This window comes from Halomonas caseinilytica, from assembly GCF_001662305.1.
Lineage (GTDB): Bacteria > Pseudomonadota > Gammaproteobacteria > Pseudomonadales > Halomonadaceae > Halomonas > Halomonas caseinilytica.
This window is the reverse complement of the sequence record NZ_BDEP01000004.1, coordinates 230,998-250,985: the sequence shown is the minus strand read 5'-3', so window position 1 is coordinate 250,985 and position 19,988 is coordinate 230,998. Positions and strand designations below refer to the sequence as shown.

Below are 19,988 nucleotides of genomic sequence, written 5' to 3'. Positions count from 1 at the left end.
GGTCCTCAGCAGTCGGTTTGCTCGACTCCGCCTTCGCCGCCCAGGGCGGGGGTGCGGGTCGGGGTATCGGGGGTGTTGTCTAGTTGGGCATAGAGCTCGTCGAGGCGTTGCTTGGTGGCCTCGTGGGCACGCTTCAGCTCGTTGAAGGCAGGGGCGTCAGGGCGGCTGGCGAGGTCATCGGCCAGCGCCTTGTGCTTCTCGACGAACAGCTCGAGGGTCTGTTCGAGCTCTTTACTGAAGGCCTCGAAGCCCTTGGCGGTCTTGGCGTCGTGCTTCTTGAACAAGGCGGTGACGCGCTCGAGCAGGTTCGGGCCTTCGGCCTCGGCGGGCTTTTCTGTGAAGTCCAATGCGATCTCGACAGCCTCGGTGAAGAGGTTGTCGGGGTGTTGTTTGCGAGCGGCCAGCGGCGACTTGTCGCCAGCGGAGCGTGAGAACTTGAGCATCTCGGTGCCCAGACTGGCCGGGGAGTCGGTGACCGCCAGGCCCTCGAGGTAGGCCTCGCCGGTGTCGGAGAAGGAAGGGTTCACCTCGATGGATGAGTAGATCTTCTGGCGCTGTTTGTTCATTTCCTTGAGCCGATCGGTCGGGTCGATGTCGGCGAACAGGGCCAGCTTGCCGTCCTCGACCTCCTTGGCTTCCACGGCAGTGACATCGCCCAAGGCAGCGAAGGGACCGTCGTGGAACACTCCACGCATGTGCTCCATCCATACGCGGGCGCCGTACTTTGCGGGGTCGTAGTTGGCGGCCATCTGCTTGATCCATTCGCGCTTGATCTCGCGGCCGTCGGTGGTTGCGCCTTCGGTGGCGACGCGGAATTTGGCCATGGGTGCCTCGTTGGGTTGCGGTAACTGCGAGCGTTGCCGACAGGTTCCGCCCCCGGTTCGTATTGCTCAACGCGCGGGTGTTGTAGATGGCTGATATACAACGCCATGGCCGGTTGCCAAGACGATCTCGCGGGTAGGCTGTCGGCATGACGACACCGCTACCCGATACCCCGGATTCCCCACGCCTGACGGCCCGCCACCTATACTGGCAGGGCTGGCGGGTTGTGCGTATTGCCGAGTTCCTCGATATCAAGACACCGACGGTGCATAGCTGGAAGGAGCGCGATGGCTGGGCGACAGCCAGCCCCACCGAACGGGTGGAAGGTGCGCTCGAGGCTCGACTGGTGCAGCTGATCGGAAAGGAGCCCAAGGAAGGCAGAGACTTCAAGGAAATCGACCTGCTCGGCCGGCAGATCGAGCGGCTGGCCCGGGTGCACCGCTATCAGGGGACCGGCAAGGAGGCCGACCTCAACCCGAACATCGAGCGACGCAACGCCGGCGAGAAGAAGAAACCGCGACGTAACTACCTCGACGAAGAACAGATCGAGCAGCTCAAGGCGGCGTTCCTCGACACGTGCTTCCAATACCAGCTCGACTGGTACGAAGCTGGGCAGAAGTACCGCATCCGCAACATTCTCAAGAGCCGCCAGATCGGTGCGACCTTCTTCTTCGCCCGCGAGGCGATCGTCGATGCCTTCGAGCACGGCCGTAACAAGATATTCCTCTCGGCCTCGAAGGCGCAGGCCCACATCTTCCGCAACTACATCGTCCAGTTCGTGAAGGAGGTTTGCGACGTCGACCTCAAGGGCGATCCGATCGTGCTCGACAACGGTGCTGAGCTGCACTTCCTGGGCACCAACTCGAAGACTGCTCAGGGGTATCACGGCGACGTCTACCTCGATGAGTATTTCTGGATTCACCGCTTCCAGGAGTTCCGCAAGGTCACCTCTGGCATGGCCATGCACAAGAAATGGCGCCAGACGTATTTCTCAACGCCTTCAAGCCTGGGACATGAAGCCTATCCGTTCTGGAGCGGTGAGCTGTTCAACAAGCGCCGGGCAAAGGCGGATCGCGCCGAGTTCGATGTCTCTCACGACGCCCTTGCCAATGGCCGGCTGTGCCCGGACGGTCACTGGCGGCAGATCGTCACCGTGGAAGACGCCATCGCCGGCGGCTGCGACCTGTTCGACCTCGAGCAGCTCAAGCTGGAGTACAGCCCCGACGAGTTCGCCAACCTGCTGATGTGCCAGTTCGTCGACGACAGCCAGTCAGCATTTCCACTCAGCCTGGTGCATCCCTGCATGGTCGATGCCTGGGAGGTTTGGGACGACTATCGCCCGTTTGCACCGCGACCGGTGGGCGACCGAGGCGTGTGGGTGGGTTACGACCCGACTGGTACCGGCGAGAACGGCGATGGTGCCGGCCTGGTGGTGGTACTCCCGGCGCGTAGCGCCGACGAGAAGCACCGTATCCTGGAGCGACAGCGTCTCAAGGGTGAGGACTACGAAGCCCAGGCGTCGGAGATCCGCAAGCTCACCCAACGGTACCGGATCGAGCATATCGGCATCGACGTCAGCGGCCTCGGCGAGGCGGTGGCCGAGCACGTCGAGAAGTGGTTCCCCACACTCACCCGTTTTCGCTATGACCCGGCGGTCAAAGGGCGTCTGGTCATGCAGGCGCAGCAGATCATGCGCAAGAGCCGCCTCGAGTTCGATGCCGGCTGGAGCGATATGGCGCAGTCGTTCATGGCCATCAAGCGCGAACTCACCGCCTCAGGCCGCCAGTACACCTACACCAGCGGGCGCAGCCAGGCCACCGGCCATGCCGACCTGGCCTGGGCGACCATGCATGCCCTGTCACACGAACCGATCGACGGCCCCGCCGAGGGGGCCGGCCAGTCCCTCATGGAGATGTACGAATGACCGCCACTGCAAGCAAACCCCGTGTCCGCCTGCCGGCGGGATATTCCACCGTCTCGGCGCCGACGACACCGCATACCGAGGTGTTCAGTTTCGGCGACCCCGAGCCGGTGACTTCGATGCGTGACGTGTTCTATGAGGGTGTCTGGCTGTCACCAGATGAGTGGTACGAGCCACCGGTACCTATGTCGATCCTGGCCAAGTCCTATCGGGCCACGGCACACCACGGTTCGGCGCTCCAGGTGAAGCGCAACATCTTGCTGCGCACCTTCAAGCCGCATCCGTTGCTCGGCCGGCGGGCATTTTCCTCGCTGGCCTTGGATTACCTGGTGTTCGGCAACGCGTATCTCGAAGAAGTACGTGGCCAGTTGGGCAAGCGACTGCCGTTCCGCCACCTAGGCGCCAAATACATGCGCCGTGGTGGTAAACGCGCCGACCGCTACTGGTGGGTACCCAACTATCTCGAGCGTACTGAGTTGCCGAAGGGAAGGGTAGTGCACTTGCTCGAGCCGGATATAGACCAGAGCATCTACGGTGTGCCGGACTACCTGGGCAGCTTGCAGAGTGCCTGGCTCAATGAGTCAGCTACGTTGTTCCGGCGCCGCTACTACCTCAACGGCAGCCACGCCGGCTTCATCATGTACGTGAACGACCCGGCCCACGATCAGAAGGACATCGACGCCATGCGGACTGCGCTCAAGGAGTCGAAGGGCCCCGGTAACTTTCGTAACCTGTTCCTCTACTCGCCGAACGGGAAGAAGGATGGGGTGCAGGTAATCCCAGTGAGCGAGGTGGCTGCCAAGGACGATTTCTGGAACATCAAGAACATCACCCGGGACGACCAACTTGCCGGGCATCGCATCCCCCCGCAGATGATGGGGATCATCCCCCAGAACACCGGTGGCTTCGGCGATGTCGAGAAGGCCGCCCGGGTATTCGTGGCCAACGAGCTCGAGCCGCTCCAGGCCACTATGAGGGAGATTAACGAGTATGTAGGTGAAGAGATTGTACGTTTCCGAGAGTACGTCTTGGGAGGTGATTTTTCCTATACCTAGCCACGTTGACCTAGTAGGCCGCACTAGCAGGGATCTTCTGATGCGTTAATTAAACCAGCACGAGCGAGGCTCGCGCTGGTTCAGTTTCATTGAAGCACGACATTGGCTGTCAGTACTGCCTGATCATCCACGAACTGGACGTTGGTCCATCCTACTTCCTTTGCAGCTTCACTGAACCAGTCCTTTACAGATTGTGACATCCTCTGGGCCTGTTCTGCGTTTGCAGAGTTGTATAGGCCTATTATCCGATCTCGCTCGGCAAGCTCAGAGGGATGGTTTGGGCTTCTATCGTTAGGGTCCGGAAAGTCATATGGGCGCGCCATGCCAGCTCCTCCTGATTAGGTTTGTTGTAGGTAGAAGGCTATCACTGATGCCTCCAGCGGGGTATGGCTTCTATGTGATAGGTCTTAGCGCGCCGTCGACACCCCGCCCCGCCTGCGCGCTACATGTGTCGGTTTTTATGCACTCATGCGTTCTAGATCTAACCCCCTTGATATTGGGCGGGAGGGGGCTCGAGAGGGGGCCTGTCGGTTATGCGGATTTATGCGACTTTTCGCATTGAGTTACCGCTCATACCCGAACCGGACAAACCTATTGATATAGGCATTCAGGCCATGCCCGTTCTGGGCCAGTATTTTCATCTGCTCGACATGGTGCTGGCCACAGCTAGCATATGAGTACGTGTAAGGAGCTCTGGTGGAAAACTGAACGAGAATCCGGTCAGCCAGGATCTCGTAGAACCGGACGCCGGAGTCTCCACCTAGGTTGAGGTAAGGCTGCATTGGATGGCTCCTTCGGGGCAGGGGCTACACCCAAACTAGCAATAGTTGGTTAGTCGAAGGAGGGTAAACAGTCAACGCAGTGTGACATTTTTGGTACTCGGTGATGATGAGGCCCGTGGTTGTCGGCCTTATCTCCAATCCATCATGGGGGCCACAGAAAAGCGGCGCGCCTCGTCTGCGGCGTTATGTCTCGTCATATCAGATTGCTATCCTTCGTGTCGGTGTCGTCCGATCACGTCAATACCCTCTAAATGCCGTCCAGAACCGACCTTGATGCATCTTCTGCCTATCAGGTATGGCGCGGCGTCTGTGTTCCATGGTCGAGTGGTGCATCATGGGTGACATGCCGGTAGTGCGGTTTTCGATGGGCGGTATTGTACGAAAGACGGACTACTCGGCATAGGCAGGCATGCTGGGAGGAAGGCTTTCCCGACGGGGGTGATGCAGCACTGACCTGGCAGTGCCATCTCGGGCAACCGAACTTCTCGGGATGTCATGCGCCGCCGACGAGTGGCCATGATGGAAGTGAAGGGTGGAAACATTCTTGTGCTACTGCGGTCAGTGCAGTAACTTGGAAATGTATAGGGAAACACCCCAGTTTATCTTCTCTTTGGGGGAAGCGTCTGTCCATGCGTCGTTTTGTCACTGCTTGTCTGGCCTTTCTGATTGTCGGCGCCATGCTGTCGACGTCGCCTGTGGGGCTGGCCGGCGTGCAGGCTTCGGACAAGGCGCTGACGACGGCCTTCTCGTGGGATGCTTTCCAACCAGGAACGCCGCTGTCGGACACGCACGAAGGGGACAGCGATCAGCTTGCCGCTTTCGTCTTTCTCGCTTCGTGGGGCGCCCCGGCATCGGGCCTGGTGTCACCTTCTTCCGCGCATGGCCACCGCCATCGCACGTCGCTGTCTATCCGGGCTCCGCCACAGTACCTCTGAATCCTTCTCTTCAACATCCTGGTCCGTCACGGGCCGTTTCCGAGAATGTCTCCCGCGCTATGGGCCATGCCGACGCGGGCTGTTCAGAGGTTTGCCAAATGAAATTCTTGCCCTTGTCACGACTCGATATCGCCGACCATCTGGTGACTCCCCAGGAATTCTTCGACATTGACGGCGACTCGCCGGCCTTGAGTCTGATGATGGACTTTCGCCAGTATCGTCCTCGTGCCATCAGTGCCTCGACGCCGGCTCTGTGGGCCGCCAATTCGATGGCCTCGGAGCAGGTGGATTGCAAGCTGGTGGTCGATCGCCAACGGGAATTCATCGGATTGTTGTCCCAGGAGCGTCTCTCGGAGCAGAGCCTGATTGCTGCCCAGACGACTCTTGGCATCGATCGCGAGAGCCTGACCGCAGCCGACCTGATGTTGCCTCGTTCCTCCATGCCGGCACTCGACTATGGCGATCTGGTGAATGCCACCGTGGCGGATCTGGTGGCTACCCTGCGGGAAGCGGGCGAGCCGTACTGCTTGGTGCGGGACAATGCGCATCGGCAGATACGAGGATTGATCTCCGTGCGGGAAGTATCCGTTCGCCTGCACCAGCAAGTGTCACTCAAGCCCAAGAGCTCGGTCCTCAAGATGCTGGATGCGCTCGGCTGACAGACATCCTGCGAACCGTACAGGCGGCCCTGAAAGGGGCCGCCTGAAGGCGATGGCCGTGCTTGCAGCCCGAGATCAGGGCGATTTTCGTTGGATAATGTCCCCTGATGTATCGGAAGGAGCAAGGGGGGAATGATAATCTGACAGCTCATCCTCGGATCGAGGGAAGATGCATGAACGGATGGCATCGAGTCATGGCGGGCCTTATGCTGTCGTTGTTGGCGGGGTGCGGCAATGGCGGGGAGCAGGAAGACAGTGGGGCGACAGAACGCCTCGGTGGTGTCGCCCAACCGGAAGAGGCCACCCAGCCGGGAGAGGGGGAAGAGGCGGAGCGTGTGGCCGAGCCGGCACCCTTCGATCAGGATGTCGCCTTCGATATGTCGATACGTCTGGATGCGTCGAGTCGACTGCTGGTCGAGGGGACGACCAACTTGCCGCCGGGCACTCGATTGCGTGTGATGGCAGAGCGCGATGCCAGTGGTGTGAGCTGGCGGGAAAGGGTCGAGGTCGGCCCTGATGGCTTTGCTGCGGGGCCTTTCGGGCCGGGAAGCGGGCTGCCCGAGGGGATCTACCGGCTCCGCGTGACGATGCCGCCGATCAGTGTTCAACCTTCAGCCGTGCAATCCCGCTTGGGGCAACGGGGGGAGCATCTCAGTGGCCCCTGGGTCGTGAGTTCGGAGCATGGCCTGGGGCAGGTCGTCGAGGCGCGGTGGTCCTTGCGCATCGAGCCGGACGGTGTACGCATGATGCCGTGACATCTCCCGGTGGCATGACGAAGGGCCCTGCGGATGGCTTGCTGGGTGCGTATAATGCGGTCAACCGCCCTGGTGCCAGGGCTTCTTTTCATTGATCGGACCTAGGACGACATGACCGTACGTACTCGTATCGCTCCGTCCCCCACCGGGGATCCTCACGTCGGCACGGCCTATATTGCCCTGTTCAACCTGTGCTTTGCACGTCAGCAGGGTGGTCAGTTCATCCTGCGTATCGAGGATACTGATCGCCTGCGCTCCACCGCCGAGTCCGAGCAGATGATCCTCGATTCGCTGCGCTGGCTGGGGCTCGAATGGGATGAAGGGCCGGATGTGGGCGGGCCTCATGGTCCCTACCGGCAGAGTGAACGCGGTGATATCTACGTCGAGTATGCTCGGCAGTTACTTGATGCGGGCCATGCCTTCAAGTGCTACCGAACCAGCGAGGAGCTCGATGCCTTGCGGGAGGAACGCAAGGCCGCTGGTCAGCATCTGGCCTTGAAGCCTGATGACTTGGCCTTGCCCGAGGAGGAAGTGGCGCGTCGCGAGCGTGAGGGGTGGCCTCATGTGGTGCGAATGAAGGTGCCGACCGATGGGACCTGTGTGGTCGAGGACATGCTGCGTGGCACCATCGAGGTGGATTGGGCGCAGGTGGATGCCCAGATCCTGCTCAAGTCCGATGGCATGCCGACCTATCATCTGGCCAATGTGGTCGACGATCACTTGATGGGCATCACGCATGTGCTGCGTGGGGAGGAATGGATCAATTCCGCACCCAAGCACCAGTTGCTCTACGAGTACTTCGGCTGGCCGATGCCGGCGTTGTGCCACATGCCTTTGCTCCGCAATCCGGACAAGTCCAAGCTGTCCAAGCGCAAGAATCCAACATCGATCAACTACTATCGACGCATGGGCTTTCTGCCGCAGGCGGTGGCCAACTACCTGGGTCGCATGGGCTGGTCGATGCCTGATGAACGGGAGAAATTCACCCTCGACGAGATGATGGCGCATTTCGATATCCAGCGCGTCTCCCTGGGCGGACCGGTTTTCGACCTGCAGAAACTGACCTGGCTCAATGGCCTCTATATTCGCGAGGACCTCGATGACGATGCCCTGCTGGAGGCATTGAAAACGTGGGCTTTCAACGACGCCTATGTGCGCGAGATTCTGCCCCAGGTACGTCCTCGTGTGGAGACGCTTTCCGAGGTGATGCCGTTGGCCGGGCATTTCTTTTCCGGGCTGCCGAGCATCGATGAGGATAGCTTCGCCCAGGTCAAGCTCGAGCGGGAGTCCTTGCTGAAACTGCTGCAGTTCCTGGTCTGGCGCTTCGAAGCCGTCCCGGCCTGGAACAAGGAAGCCCTGTTGGGCGAGGTGAAGGCACTGTCGGCGCATTTCGAGCTCAAGATGAAGGATTTTCTGGCACCGGTCTTCATCGCCATCACCGGGTCGTCATCGAGCACCTCGGTCATGGATGCCATGGCCATCCTGGGGTCTGACATGACGCGTGCGCGCCTTCGTCATGCCATCGAAGTGCTGGGCGGCGTCTCCAAGAAGCAGACCAAGCGCTTCGAGAAGGAGTTCCGCGAACTCTAATGTCATAGTAAAACGCTGAAGTTCCGTCGCGAGCGACGGTAAACTGGTCGTCGCCGGAGCGCAGCGCCCGGAGTGTAGCCTGCTACATGAGGAGCGCGAGCACCGCCGGCGGCCAGGATATCGAGCGCAGCAGGAAATTCTCGTTTTCCCGTTGACGAAGGCGGGGGGGATCAGTATCATACGCCCCGTCTTCACGAGATGTGGGGCCTTAGCTCAGCTGGGAGAGCGCAACACTGGCAGTGTTGAGGTCAGCGGTTCGATCCCGCTAGGCTCCACCACCATCTCGTCTCGAAGTCGATGCGTCCCATTCGTCTAGTGGTCTAGGACACCGCCCTTTCACGGCGGTAACAGGGGTTCGAACCCCCTATGGGACGCCACTCCCTTTTCTCTTCTTGCGTGTCACTTCCTTTCCGTCAGTCGGCGAGGCGATTTGCCATGAGTCCTCATGCCGCCGGCATAACTCTGTGGCTGGCATCGGTATCCGGGTGAGTCTGCGTCTCACTCAGCGCCATAAAGCCTGAATTCGGGCTTGACTTGTCCACGTCCCCTGTTCTTTTCCAGTGCGAGTCTGTGGTGACGCGCCGTCAACCCGCATGGTACTGGGCTTCTCTGAAAAAGCTAGGTAAATCAATGTCTTGGAGTTGGGTTAAAAATTAACCAATTTGAGAGCGACCCGCTGTTCATGGCGATTCAGGGACGTTTTGGAAAGGTTTTGAACAGGGTTATCCACAGAATGTGTGGAAAAGGCTTCAAGCACACAGAGAGGGCATGAAGAGAGGGGGCGAGGTGATGAATCCCCCTCTCGAGCGCTGGTCAGTCGAAGGCGCGCAGTCGACGCAACAGGGCGGACGTATCCCAGCGTCCGCCTCCCATGGCCTGGAGGTCGCCATAGAACTGGTCCACCAGTGCCGTGACGGGGAGTCGGGCCTGGAGGTGGCGTGCTTGCTCCAGGCAGATGGCCAGATCCTTGCGCATCCAGTCGATCGCAAAGCCGTGGTCATACTCGTCGTCGATCATGGTGCGGTGGCGATTGTCCATTTGCCATGAGCCCGCGGCACCCTGAGAGATCACCTCAATGACCCGGGACTGGTCCAGTCCGGCACGTTCAGCGAAATGCAGTCCTTCCGAGAGTCCCTGGACCAGACCGGCGATGCAGATCTGATTGACCATCTTGGTCAGTTGGCCGCTGCCGGCCGGGCCGAGCAAGTTCACTGCGCGTGCGTAATGGGCAAGCAAAGGCTCGATGCGGGCGAAGTCGCTTTCGGTTCCGCCGCACATGATGGTCAGGGCGCCATTCTCGGCGCCTTGCTGGCCACCGGACACTGGGGCATCGAGAAAGCCGATGTCGCGCTCACGACAGGCTGCGTCGAGGTCTTCGGCCAGTCGGGCGGAGGCCGTGGTGTGGTCGACCAGCAGGCTGCCTGCCTGCATGCCGGCCAGGACGCCATCGTCGCCATGCGTGACTTGCCGGACATCGTCGTCGTTGCCTACGCAGAGCAGTACCAGATCAGCCTGTTCTGCGGCCTGGCGAGGTGTGCCGTGTTGATGGCCACCGTGGTGCGCGACCCAGGCGTCGGCCTTGGCGGTCGTGCGGTTGTAGACGTGAACCTCCAGACTGGCCCTGGCCAGGTGGCCGGCCATGGGATATCCCATGACGCCGAGGCCGATGAAGGCAATACGCTGAATTGTCTGGCTCATGTTGTTTCTCCTCTGGAATCGAGCAGTCGTCGGCGAAACGAAAAAGGCCACCGCAAGGGTGGCCTTTTCGTCATTGCATCTGCATCATCGGCGCGAAATCACTCGGCGGGATAATCGCGCTTGTCGTGTCCCACGTAGAGCTGGCGCGGGCGGCCGATCTTGTAGCTGTCGCTGATCATCTCGTGCCAGTGGGAGATCCAGCCGATGGTGCGTGACACGGCGAAGATCACGGTGAACATGTTCTTCGGAATGCCCATGGCCTTGAGGATGATGCCTGAATAGAAGTCGACGTTCGGGTAGAGCTTGCGCTCGATGAAGTACTCGTCTTCCAGGGCGATCTGCTCGAGGCGCTTGGCGATCCTGAGCTGCGGGTCGTCGGCACGGCCGAGCTGCTCCAGTACCTCGTCGCAGGTCTCCTTCATGACCTTGGCGCGGGGATCGAAGTTGCGATAGACCCGATGGCCGAAGCCCATCAGCTTGAAGGGATCGTCCTTGTCCTTGGCTCGGTCGACGAAGCGCTGGATGTTCTCTTCGCTCTCGTCGCCGATCTCGTCGAGCATGTTCAGCACAGCCTCGTTGGCGCCACCGTGGGCCGGGCCCCAGAGGGCGGCGATGCCGGCGCTGATGCAGGCGAAGGGGTTGGCACCGGTGGAGCCCGCCAGGCGTACCGTGGAGGTGGAGGCGTTCTGCTCGTGATCGGCATGGAGCATGAAGATGCGATCCATGGCCTTGGCGAACACCGGGTTGATCTTGTACTCCTCGCAGGGGTTGCTGAACATCATGTAGAGGAAGTTCTCTGCATAGTTCAGGTCATTGCGGGGATAGTTGAAGGGCTGGCCGATGTTGTACTTGTAGGACATCGCCGCGAGCGTCGGCATCTTGGCGATCAGGCGAATGGCGCTGACCTCGCGGTCTTCCTGCTTGGTGATGTCCAGGTGGTCGTGATAGAAGGCCGCCAGGCCACCGACCACACCGCACAGGACCGACATCGGATGGGCGTCGCGGCGGAAGCCCTTGAAGAAGTTGGCCAGTTGCTCATGGACCATGGTGTGCGAGGTGACGCGTTGCGTGAAGTCCTCGTACTCGTCCTTGCTGGGCAGCTCGCCGAACATCAGCAGATAACAGAGCTCGACGAAGTTGGAATGCTTGGCCAGTTGTTCGATGGGGTAGCCGCGATGGAGCAGCATGCCCTTGCCACCGTCGATGTAGGTGATGGCGGACTGGCACGAGGAGGTGGCCATGAAGCCGGGGTCGTAGGTGAAGAGACCTTCCGAGCCCAGGCCGCGAACGTCGATCACGTCCGGGCCGCGCGTGCCGGAGTAGATCGGCAGCTCGATCGGCTTGTCTAGGCCCTCTACCGTCAAAGTCGCTTTCCTGTCAGCCATGATGGCCTCCTCTACGTGTTCTTGATGAGCCGATAAGTCGCCATCTCGCAGGACTTGCCGGCAAAAAGGTTCGCCCACTATAGAAGCGTCCTCGTGATTGTCAATTGGTCTATCGGCGCCATTAGTTCTACCTATTCACCTGTCTTGTATGGCTTTTGTACATGAAATGGTGCTTCGCACCATGCATGCCGCGGGCTTCGCGAGGTCCTCGGCGAGGGAGGGAAGGTGCGGCGGGAGCATCGAAATTTTTCGATGCATTCCCTGCCGTCAGGACCGTGTGGGTGGGGAGCGATTTGTCAGGGATGGGGCTGGACCCTATAATCTTGTCCCGCGACTGGCAGGAAACGGCAATCGTGACCGTGTCGGTCACGATGGCTCCTTCCCGAAACCACCGCCCGCTTCGGGGCAAGCTCGAGTGCCCAGCGGCGGGCCAAGAGAGTGTGTATAGCGCCGTGAATAGCAAACGACCCGTAAACCTGGATCTGTCCACGATACAGTTCCCTCTCCCCGCCTTGACGTCCATTGCGCACCGCATTACCGGCGTCATTCTCTTCATCGGCTTGATCTTCGGCTTTTGGGCGCTGGATGCGTCGTTGTCGTCGGCCGAAGGCTTCGCGACCGTGCAGGACGCGCTGGCTCACAATTTCCTGGCGAAGCTGATCGCCTGGGGGCTGTTGTCCGCGCTGGCCTTTCACTTCGTGGCCGGTATCAAGCACCTGCTGATGGATATCAATATCGGCGTGACCCTCGAGGGGGGCGTCAAGAAGGCGCAGATCACCGTTGTGGTGAGTGCGGTTCTGATCATTCTGGCGGGAGTCTGGGTATGGTAACCAATATCACGAATCTCGGGCGCAGCGGGCTGTCCGACTGGCTCGTGCAACGCGCTTCGGCCATCGTGCTGGCGCTCTACACTCTCTTCATCGTCGGCTACCTGCTGTTCTCCCCGGGGCTGGACTATGCCACCTGGAGTGGCCTGTTCGCCCAGACCTGGATGCGGATCTTCTCGCTGTTGGCGTTCGTGTCGCTGGCGGCCCATGCCTGGGTCGGCCTGTGGACCGTGACCACCGATTACATCAAGCCGACCGGCATTCGTGTCGCCGCCCAGTCCATCATCATCCTGGCCATCTTCGTGTTTCTGGTCTGGGGCATCCAAGTTCTGTGGGGAGCCTGATCCATGTCCAACATGCGTAGTCTGACATTCGACGCCATCATCATCGGCGGCGGCGGTTCCGGCATGCGAGCCGCCCTCGAGCTGGCCAAGTCCGGCAAGAAGACCGCTGTACTGTCCAAGGTCTTCCCGACCCGCTCGCATACGGTCTCCGCCCAGGGCGGCATTACCTGCGCCATCGCCTCGGCCGACCCTAACGATGACTGGCGCTGGCACATGTACGACACCGTCAAGGGTGGCGATTACATCACCGACCAGGAAGCAGCGGAGTACATGTGTTCCGAAGGGCCCAAGGCGGTCTTCGAACTCGAGCACATGGGGCTTCCGTTCTCGCGTTTCGAGAACGGACGTATCTACCAGCGTCCCTTCGGCGGTCAGTCCAAGGACTTCGGCAAGGGCGGGCAGGCTGCCCGGACCTGTGCGGCGGCCGACCGTACCGGGCATGCGCTGCTGCATACCCTTTATCAGAATAACCTGAAGAATCAGACCACCTTCCTCAACGAGTGGTATGCCGTCGACCTGGTCAAGAACGCCAATGGCGACGTGGTGGGCTGCATCGCCATGGACATCGAGACCGGTGAAGTCGTACACGTCAAGGCCAAGGCCACTGTCTTGGCGACCGGTGGTTCCGGTCGTATCTACTCGTCCACTACCAATGCCCTCATCAATACCGGCGATGGTATCGGCATGGCGCTGCGCGCCGGCATTCCGATGCAGGACATGGAAATGTGGCAGTTCCATCCCACCGGCATCTATGGTGCCGGCGTGCTGGTGACCGAGGGCTGCCGTGGCGAGGGTGGCTATCTCATCAACAAGGATGGCGAACGCTTCATGGAGCGTTATGCGCCCAACGCCAAGGATCTGGCCGGTCGCGACGTGGTTGCACGCTCCATGGTCATGGAGATCCTGGAGGGGCGCGGTTGCGGCGAGAATGGCGATCACGTCTATCTCAAGCTGGATCACCTCGGCGAGGAGGTGCTCAGCAAGCGCCTGCCCGGCATCGTCGAGCTGTCCAAGACCTTCGCCCACGTGGACCCGGCCAAGGAACCGATTCCGGTGGTGCCGACCTGCCACTACATGATGGGGGGCGTGGCCACCAATGTGCACGGCCAGGCAATCTCCCAGGACGCCGATGGCAACGATCAGATCGTCAATGGTCTGTATGCCGTGGGCGAGGCAGCATGCGTCTCCGTGCATGGCGCCAATCGCCTGGGCGGCAACTCGCTGCTCGACCTGGTGGTGTTCGGACGTGCTGCGGGCATGTTCATCGAGAGCGCCCTCAATGAGGGGATCGATTATCTCGCGGCCAGTGATGATGATGTCGAGGCCGCCATGCGGCGGATCAATCGCTGGAACGAGTCCGAGGACGGCGAGACCGTGCCCGAACTCAAGCGCGCCCTCCAGGAGATCATGCAGAGTGATTTCGGTGTCTTCCGTCAGGAGGACAACATGCAGAAGGGCGTCCAGCAGCTCGCCGAGCTGCGCGAGCGAATCGCCAATGCCTATCTGCCGGACAAGTCCAAGGCCTTCAACACCGCGCGTGTCGAGGCGCTGGAGCTGGACAATCTGATGGAGGTCGCCGAGGCCACTGCCATCGCCGCCCTGGAGCGCAAGGAAAGCCGTGGCGCGCATTCTCGCTACGACTATCCGGATCGCGACGATGCCAACTGGCTGAAGCATTCGATGTACTTCCCGGCGGAGAAGCGCCTGGGGCAGCGCGATGTCAATTTCGCGCCCAAGACCGTCGACATGTTCGAGCCGAAAGTTCGCACCTACTAAGGGGGAGTCACGATGTCCATGCTTCAGGTATCTCTGTACCGCTACAATCCGGAAACGGACTCCGCCCCGTACATGGAGGAGTTCCAGGTCGACACCCAGGGTCGCGACATCATGGTCCTGGATGTCCTTCACATGGTGAAAGAGCAGGACAACGGCCTGGCCTTTCGTCGTAGCTGCCGCGAAGGAGTGTGCGGCTCCGACGGCATGAACATGAACGGCAAGAATGGCCTGGCCTGCATCACGCCGCTGTCAGAGGTCGTCAAGAAGGGCAAGCTGACGCTGCGTCCGCTACCCGGCCTGCCTGTGATCCGCGATCTGGTGGTCGACATGGGGCTGTTCTACAAGCAGTACGAGCGCATCCAGCCGTACCTGCAGAACGACAACCCGGCGCCCGCCATCGAGCGTCTGCAGTCACCGGAGGACCGCGACAAGCTCGATGGCCTCTACGAGTGCATTCTCTGTGCCTGCTGCTCGACGTCCTGCCCGTCGTTCTGGTGGAACCCGGACAAGTTCGTCGGTCCGGCCGGGCTGCTGCAGGCCTACCGCTTCCTGGCTGATTCGCGCGATGAAGCCACCCGCGAGCGCCTGGCCGAACTCGAGGATCCGTTCAGCGTATTCCGCTGCCGGGGCATCATGAATTGCGTGGCGGTATGTCCCAAGGGACTCAATCCGACACGTGCCATCGGCAAGATTCGTGAGATGTTGCTGGCCAATGCCACTTAAATCGAGGCTCGCAGCTTGTTATCATACTCACCGGCCCTGAGTTGCGGCGTATTGCCGCAGCCCTGACCCGGTGATTCGTCGAAAGCCGGTGCCATGTGCACCGGCTTTTGGCCATCGAAATCAAGGGCGGGTCCACCATCGGTGGCCGCCACCGATGTCGTCACGGATGAGCCGTGCGACGCCGATACCACCCCATCAGTGCAGGGTGACCGAGAGATGCAACAAGGCATAATGGAGTTGATGTGGCGCTCCTCCCACGTGAGTGGCAGTAATGTCCATTACGTGGAAGCGCTCTACGAGCAGTATCTGGATGATCCCGAAGCCGTTCCCGACGAATGGCGAGAGTACTTCGATACACTGCCGAGACCCGACGGCAGCGCCACCCAAGACGTTCCGCTTGCCCCTACCCGCGAACAGTTCTATCAGCTAGGCCAGCAACGACGCACCGCGCAGGCCCCCTCGTCCGGCAGTGGCGAGAACAAGAAGCAGGTCAAGGTCCTGCAGCTGATCAACGCCTACCGCGTTCGTGGACACCAGAAGGCCGATATCGACCCCTTGGGCCTGCGTAGCCCGACGCCCGTTCCCGATCTCGACCTCTCCTTCCATCAGCTCTCCAAGTCCGATCTGGACACCGAGTTCCAGACCGGCTCGTTCTTCCTGGGAGCCGACAAGGCACCGCTGAAGGAGATCGTCGAGGCGCTGCAGCAGACCTACTGCCGCAGCATCGGCTGCGAGATCATGCATATCGTCGACACCGAGGAGAAGCGCTGGCTGCAGCAGCGTTTCGAGTCGGTGCGCAGCGCACCGAAGTTCAGCGAGGAAGTGCGCAAGCATGTGCTGGAGCGTCTGACGGCCGCCGAGGGTCTGGAAAGCTATCTGGCTTCCAAGTATCCGGGGACAAAGCGGTTCGGTCTGGAAGGGGGGGAGTCCTTCATCCCCATGATGGACGAGTTGATCCAGCGCAGTGGCGGATACGGCACCAAGGAAGTCGTCATCGGCATGGCCCACCGTGGCCGACTCAACGTTCTGGTCAACATCCTCGGCAAGAATCCCTCCGAGCTGATCGACGAGTTCGACGGCAAGAAAGTGGTCGAGCGTGGCTCCGGCGATGTCAAGTATCACCAGGGCTTCAGTTCCAACGTCATGACGCCGGGGGGCGAGGTCCATCTGGCGTTGTCGTTCAACCCGTCGCATCTGGAGATCGTCGCGCCGGTGGTCGAGGGCTCGGTACGCGCCCGGCAGGATCGCCGCAACGACCCGGATGGCGGCAAGGTGCTACCGATCAACGTGCACGGCGATGCGGCCTTCGCCGGCCAGGGCGTGGTCATGGAGACCTTCCAGATGTCCCAGACCCGTGCCTACGAGACCGGCGGCACGGTGCACATCGTGATCAACAATCAGGTCGGGTTCACGACCTCGCACCCGCGGGATTCGCGATCCACCGAATACTGCACCGACATCGCCAAGATGGTCCAGGCGCCGATCTTCCACGTCAATGGCGATGACCCGGACGCCGTGCTGCATGCGACCCAGGTGGCCCTGGATTATCGCCAGCAGTTCAAGAAGGACGTGGTCATCGACCTGGTCTGCTATCGTCGGCGCGGGCACAACGAGGCCGACGAACCCTCCGGCACCCAGCCGATGATGTATCGCAAGATCAAGGACCATCCTTCCTCGCGGGCCCTTTATGCCAAGCGCCTTGTGAACGAGGGGCTGCTCACCGAGGATGAGGCCAAGGCGATGGTCGACACCTACCGTGACGACCTGGTGGCCGGCAACCATGTGGCCAATGCCCTGGTCCAGCAACCCAATACCGCCCTGTTCGTCGACTGGAAACCGTATCTCGGCCATGAATGGTCCGGGTACACCGACACCAGTGTCGACCTGAAGCGCCTGCAGCGACTGGCGGCGAAGATGTGCGCGATTCCCGACGGTATCTCCGTCCAGCGCCAGGTCGCCAAGATCTACGACGACCGTCGCAAGATGCAGGCCGGCGGCATGGCGGCCAACTGGGGCTTCGCCGAGACCCTGGCCTATGCCACCTTGCTGGATGAAGGGCACCCGGTGCGCCTGACTGGGCAGGACAGTGGTCGTGGCACCTTCTCCCACCGTCACGCGGTGGTGCACAACCAGAACGACGGCTCCATCTACGTGCCGTTGCAGCATCTGGCCGAGGGGCAGCCTACCTTTACCATCCACGACTCCTTCCTCTCCGAGGAGGCCGTGCTGGCCTTCGAGTATGGCTATGCCACCACCGCCCCCAACGACCTGGTGATCTGGGAAGCCCAGTTCGGTGACTTCTTCAACGGTGCCCAGGTGGTGGTCGACCAGTTCATCTCGTCCGGCGAGACCAAATGGGAGCGGCTGTGCGGCCTGACCATGCTGCTGCCCCATGGATATGAAGGGCAGGGGCCGGAGCATTCGTCAGCGCGCCTGGAGCGCTTCCTGCAGCTGTGCGCCGAGCACAACATGCAGGTCTGCGTGCCGACCACGCCGGCACAGATCTTTCACCTGTTGCGTCGCCAGGTGATCCGCAAGCTGCGCAAGCCGCTGATCGTGATGTCTCCCAAGAGCCTGCTGCGCCACAAGGAAGCAACCTCGAGTCTCGATGAGCTGGCCAATGGCCACTTCCAGATGGTGCTGCCCGACCAGGGCAAGCGTGACGCCGCCAAGGTGGAGCGCATCATCCTCTGTGCCGGCAAGGTCTATTATGACCTGGCCAACTGGCGCGAGGAAAATGCCCGCGACGACGTGGCCATCCTGCGACTCGAACAGCTGTATCCCTTCCCCGAGGAGGAGCTCTACGAGGCGATCAAGGACTACACCAACGTCACCGACGCGGTGTGGTGCCAGGAAGAGCCACTGAACCAGGGCGCCTGGTATCCCAGCCAGCATCACATGCGGGCTGCAGTCGAACGACTGAAGTCGGGATTGGGCGGACGACTCAAGTTCGCCGGTCGCCCGGCTTCCGCAGCCCCTGCGGCGGGCTACATGTCCGTGCATACCGAACAGCAGCGCCAGTTGGTGGAAGACGCCTTCAACCTCTGAGGCGAACCACCGGGACGAGAGAGAACACATAAGGGAAACGACATGGCTACCGAGATCAAGGCACCCACCTTTCCGGAATCCGTTGCCGAGGGCAGCGTGGCTGCTTGGCACAAGAAGCCGGGTGATAGCGTCGAGCGCGACGAGCTGATCGTCGAGATCGAGACCGACAAGGTGGTGCTCGAGGTCGTGGCACCCGAGGCCGGCACGCTGAGCGAGGTGCTGGTGGAAGAAGGCGACACCGTGGAGTCCGAGCAGGTGCTGGGCCGCCTCGGCGAAGGCCAGGCGAGTGGCGAATCCCAGGACGACAGCACGTCCAAGTCCGAAGATGACGACGCCGGTGCCGGAGACGAGGGAGACGAGAAGGCGTCCGGCGGCGGCTCGGCCGATGCCAAGCCTGCCGCTGACGGTGCGAAGCATGAAGTGAAGGCGCCGACCTTCCCTGAGTCCATCCAGGAAGGCACCGTGGCCAGCTGGAACAAGCAGGTCGGTGAAGCGGTCAAGCGCGACGAGGTGCTGGCCGAGATCGAGACCGACAAGGTGGTACTCGAAGTGGTGGCGCCCGCCGATGGTGCCTTGATCGAGATCAAGGCCGAGGAAGGCAGCCAGGTCGAGTCGGAAGCCGTTCTGGCGGTGTTCGGCGAGGGTGCCGGTGGCGATGATGCCGCGCCCAGTGCCGGCGAGGACAAGGCTGCGGCTTCCGCCGACGATGGCGAGAGCGACGAGAAGGTCGGGGACAAGATCCTCGCACCGGCGGCGCGCAAGCTGGTGGCCGAGCACGATCTGGACGTCAACAAGATCGAAGGCACCGGCAAGGGCGGACGCATCCTCAAGGAGGATGTGCAGAAGGCCGTGAAGGATAGCTCTGCCAAGAAGACGGCCAAGTCTTCCGGCGGTGGCGGCGCCAAGCAGCCGGCAGCGGCAGCGCCCGCCGTCGAGGGCGAGCGTCCCGAGAAGCGCGTGCCGATGACCCGGCTGCGCCAGACCATCGCCAAGCGTCTGGTACAGGCCCAGCAGACCGCCGCCATGCTGACCACCTACAACGAGGTGGACATGGGCGCGGTGATGGACCTGCGAGCCCAGTACAAGGAGACCTTCCTCAAGGCCCACGACACCAAGCTCGGTTTCATGGGCTTCTTCGTCAAGGCGGCCTCCGAGGCGCTCAAGCGCTTCCCCGACGTCAACGCCTCCATCGACGGCACCGACATCGTCTATCACGGCTATCAGGACATCGGCGTGGCCGTCTCCACCGACCGCGGTCTTGTGGTGCCGGTGCTGCGGGACACCGACAGCATGAAGATCGCCGACGTCGAGAAGGGCATCGTCGACTTCGGCAAGCGGGCGCGTGACGGTAAGCTCGGCATCGACGAGATGCAGGGCGGCACCTTCACCATCACCAATGGCGGTATCTTCGGCTCGCTGCTGTCGACACCGATCATCAACCCGCCGCAGACCGCGATCCTGGGCATGCACAAGATTCAGGAACGTCCCATGGCGGTGAACGGCAAGGTCGAGATCCGTCCCATGATGTACCTGGCGCTGTCATACGATCACCGCATGATCGATGGCAAGGACGCGGTGCAATTCCTGGTGACCATCAAGGAACTGCTCGAGGATCCGGCGCGTCTGCTGTTGGACATCTGAGCCGCGGGATAACGAGCCTCTCAGCGA

The 19,988-nt window shown here is 61.3% G+C and carries 15 protein-coding genes and 2 tRNA genes; 14 read left to right on the top strand and 3 right to left on the bottom strand.

Annotated features, from left to right (window positions below):
• Positions 1–5 precede the first annotated feature (5 nt).
• Entirely contained in the window at positions 6–824 is an 819-nt protein-coding gene (locus A9O65_RS02980) for a GPO family capsid scaffolding protein (RefSeq protein WP_064701308.1), read from the bottom strand.
• 146 nt (positions 825–970) lie between these two features.
• Between A9O65_RS02980 and A9O65_RS02975 the strand changes: the two genes are divergently transcribed.
• From A9O65_RS02975 to A9O65_RS02930, 8 genes are all read left to right on the top strand, one after another.
• The gene (locus A9O65_RS02975) at positions 971–2,746 is read left to right on the top strand and encodes a terminase large subunit domain-containing protein (protein ID WP_064701307.1); all 1,776 of its coding nucleotides are present in this window, start codon (positions 971–973) and stop codon (positions 2,744–2,746) included.
• A complete protein-coding gene (locus A9O65_RS02970) occupies positions 2,743–3,798 on the top strand; it encodes a phage portal protein (protein ID WP_064701306.1) in 1,056 nt (351 codons plus the stop codon). The genes A9O65_RS02975 and A9O65_RS02970 overlap by 4 nt, the downstream gene beginning before the upstream one ends.
• Before the next feature lie 1,411 nt (positions 3,799–5,209).
• Entirely contained in the window at positions 5,210–5,515 is a 306-nt protein-coding gene (locus A9O65_RS02955; protein ID WP_064698092.1) for a hypothetical protein, read from the top strand.
• Between the two features lie 98 nt (positions 5,516–5,613).
• A complete protein-coding gene (locus A9O65_RS02950; RefSeq protein ID WP_064701303.1) occupies positions 5,614–6,174 on the top strand; it encodes a CBS domain-containing protein in 561 nt (186 codons plus the stop codon).
• 173 nt (positions 6,175–6,347) lie between these two features.
• Complete coding sequence (locus A9O65_RS02945) at positions 6,348–6,929, top strand: hypothetical protein (protein ID WP_064698094.1); 582 nt, start codon at positions 6,348–6,350, stop codon at positions 6,927–6,929.
• A 111-nt stretch (positions 6,930–7,040) separates the two neighbouring features.
• Positions 7,041–8,519 (top strand): glutamate--tRNA ligase, encoded by a 1,479-nt coding sequence (gene gltX / locus A9O65_RS02940; RefSeq protein WP_064698095.1) that lies wholly within the window; start codon positions 7,041–7,043, stop codon positions 8,517–8,519.
• A gap of 202 nt (positions 8,520–8,721) precedes the next feature.
• Positions 8,722–8,797: transfer RNA gene (locus A9O65_RS02935), tRNA-Ala, on the top strand.
• 23 nt (positions 8,798–8,820) lie between these two features.
• A tRNA-Glu gene (locus A9O65_RS02930) sits at positions 8,821–8,896 on the top strand.
• A 436-nt stretch (positions 8,897–9,332) separates the two neighbouring features.
• Here the strand turns inward: A9O65_RS02930 and A9O65_RS02925 are convergent.
• A complete protein-coding gene (locus A9O65_RS02925; RefSeq protein WP_064701302.1) occupies positions 9,333–10,217 on the bottom strand; it encodes an NAD(P)-dependent oxidoreductase in 885 nt (294 codons plus the stop codon).
• A gap of 98 nt (positions 10,218–10,315) precedes the next feature.
• Positions 10,316–11,602, bottom strand: coding sequence for a citrate synthase (gltA, locus tag A9O65_RS02920; protein WP_064698097.1), 1,287 nt, complete (start codon positions 11,600–11,602; stop codon positions 10,316–10,318).
• Between the two features lie 452 nt (positions 11,603–12,054).
• Between gltA and sdhC the strand changes: the two genes are divergently transcribed.
• The 6 genes from sdhC to odhB all read left to right on the top strand — a co-directional run bounded on the left by sdhC (position 12,055) and on the right by odhB (position 19,961).
• On the top strand, positions 12,055–12,432 hold the full coding sequence (sdhC, locus tag A9O65_RS02915) for a succinate dehydrogenase, cytochrome b556 subunit (protein WP_064701344.1): 378 nt from the start codon (positions 12,055–12,057) through the stop codon (positions 12,430–12,432).
• Positions 12,426–12,773 (top strand): succinate dehydrogenase, hydrophobic membrane anchor protein, encoded by a 348-nt coding sequence (gene sdhD, locus A9O65_RS02910; RefSeq protein WP_064698098.1) that lies wholly within the window; start codon positions 12,426–12,428, stop codon positions 12,771–12,773. The genes sdhC and sdhD overlap by 7 nt, the downstream gene beginning before the upstream one ends.
• A 3-nt stretch (positions 12,774–12,776) precedes the next feature.
• A complete protein-coding gene (gene sdhA / locus A9O65_RS02905; protein ID WP_064698099.1) occupies positions 12,777–14,549 on the top strand; it encodes a succinate dehydrogenase flavoprotein subunit in 1,773 nt (590 codons plus the stop codon).
• A gap of 12 nt (positions 14,550–14,561) precedes the next feature.
• Positions 14,562–15,272, top strand: a complete 711-nt coding sequence (locus A9O65_RS02900) for a succinate dehydrogenase iron-sulfur subunit (RefSeq protein ID WP_064698100.1) — start codon at positions 14,562–14,564, stop codon at positions 15,270–15,272.
• Between the two features lie 216 nt (positions 15,273–15,488).
• The gene (locus A9O65_RS02895; RefSeq protein WP_064698101.1) at positions 15,489–18,320 is read left to right on the top strand and encodes a 2-oxoglutarate dehydrogenase E1 component; all 2,832 of its coding nucleotides are present in this window, start codon (positions 15,489–15,491) and stop codon (positions 18,318–18,320) included.
• Positions 18,321–18,362: 42 nt separating this feature from the next.
• Complete coding sequence (gene odhB, locus A9O65_RS02890; protein WP_064701301.1) at positions 18,363–19,961, top strand: 2-oxoglutarate dehydrogenase complex dihydrolipoyllysine-residue succinyltransferase; 1,599 nt, start codon at positions 18,363–18,365, stop codon at positions 19,959–19,961.
• Positions 19,962–19,988 lie beyond the last annotated feature (27 nt).

Excerpts from the sequence above, each read along its gene's own strand:
- A9O65_RS02950 (WP_064701303.1), top strand. The coding sequence starts at position 5,614 with ATGAAATTCTTGCCCTTGTCACGACTCGATATCGCCGACCATCTGGTG.
- odhB (WP_064701301.1), top strand. The coding sequence starts at position 18,363 with ATGGCTACCGAGATCAAGGCACCCACCTTTCCGGAATCCGTTGCCGAG.
- A9O65_RS02980 (WP_064701308.1), bottom strand. The coding sequence starts at position 824 with ATGGCCAAATTCCGCGTCGCCACCGAAGGCGCAACCACCGACGGCCGC.
- A9O65_RS02925 (WP_064701302.1), bottom strand. The coding sequence starts at position 10,217 with ATGAGCCAGACAATTCAGCGTATTGCCTTCATCGGCCTCGGCGTCATG.
- A9O65_RS02975 (WP_064701307.1), top strand. The coding sequence starts at position 971 with ATGACGACACCGCTACCCGATACCCCGGATTCCCCACGCCTGACGGCC.
- sdhD (WP_064698098.1), top strand. The coding sequence starts at position 12,426 with ATGGTAACCAATATCACGAATCTCGGGCGCAGCGGGCTGTCCGACTGG.
- gltX (WP_064698095.1), top strand. The coding sequence starts at position 7,041 with ATGACCGTACGTACTCGTATCGCTCCGTCCCCCACCGGGGATCCTCAC.
- A9O65_RS02955 (WP_064698092.1), top strand. The coding sequence starts at position 5,210 with ATGCGTCGTTTTGTCACTGCTTGTCTGGCCTTTCTGATTGTCGGCGCC.
- A9O65_RS02945 (WP_064698094.1), top strand. The coding sequence starts at position 6,348 with ATGAACGGATGGCATCGAGTCATGGCGGGCCTTATGCTGTCGTTGTTG.
- A9O65_RS02900 (WP_064698100.1), top strand. The coding sequence starts at position 14,562 with ATGTCCATGCTTCAGGTATCTCTGTACCGCTACAATCCGGAAACGGAC.
- A9O65_RS02970 (WP_064701306.1), top strand. The coding sequence starts at position 2,743 with ATGACCGCCACTGCAAGCAAACCCCGTGTCCGCCTGCCGGCGGGATAT.
- gltA (WP_064698097.1), bottom strand. The coding sequence starts at position 11,602 with ATGGCTGACAGGAAAGCGACTTTGACGGTAGAGGGCCTAGACAAGCCG.
- A9O65_RS02895 (WP_064698101.1), top strand. The coding sequence starts at position 15,489 with ATGCAACAAGGCATAATGGAGTTGATGTGGCGCTCCTCCCACGTGAGT.
- sdhA (WP_064698099.1), top strand. The coding sequence starts at position 12,777 with ATGTCCAACATGCGTAGTCTGACATTCGACGCCATCATCATCGGCGGC.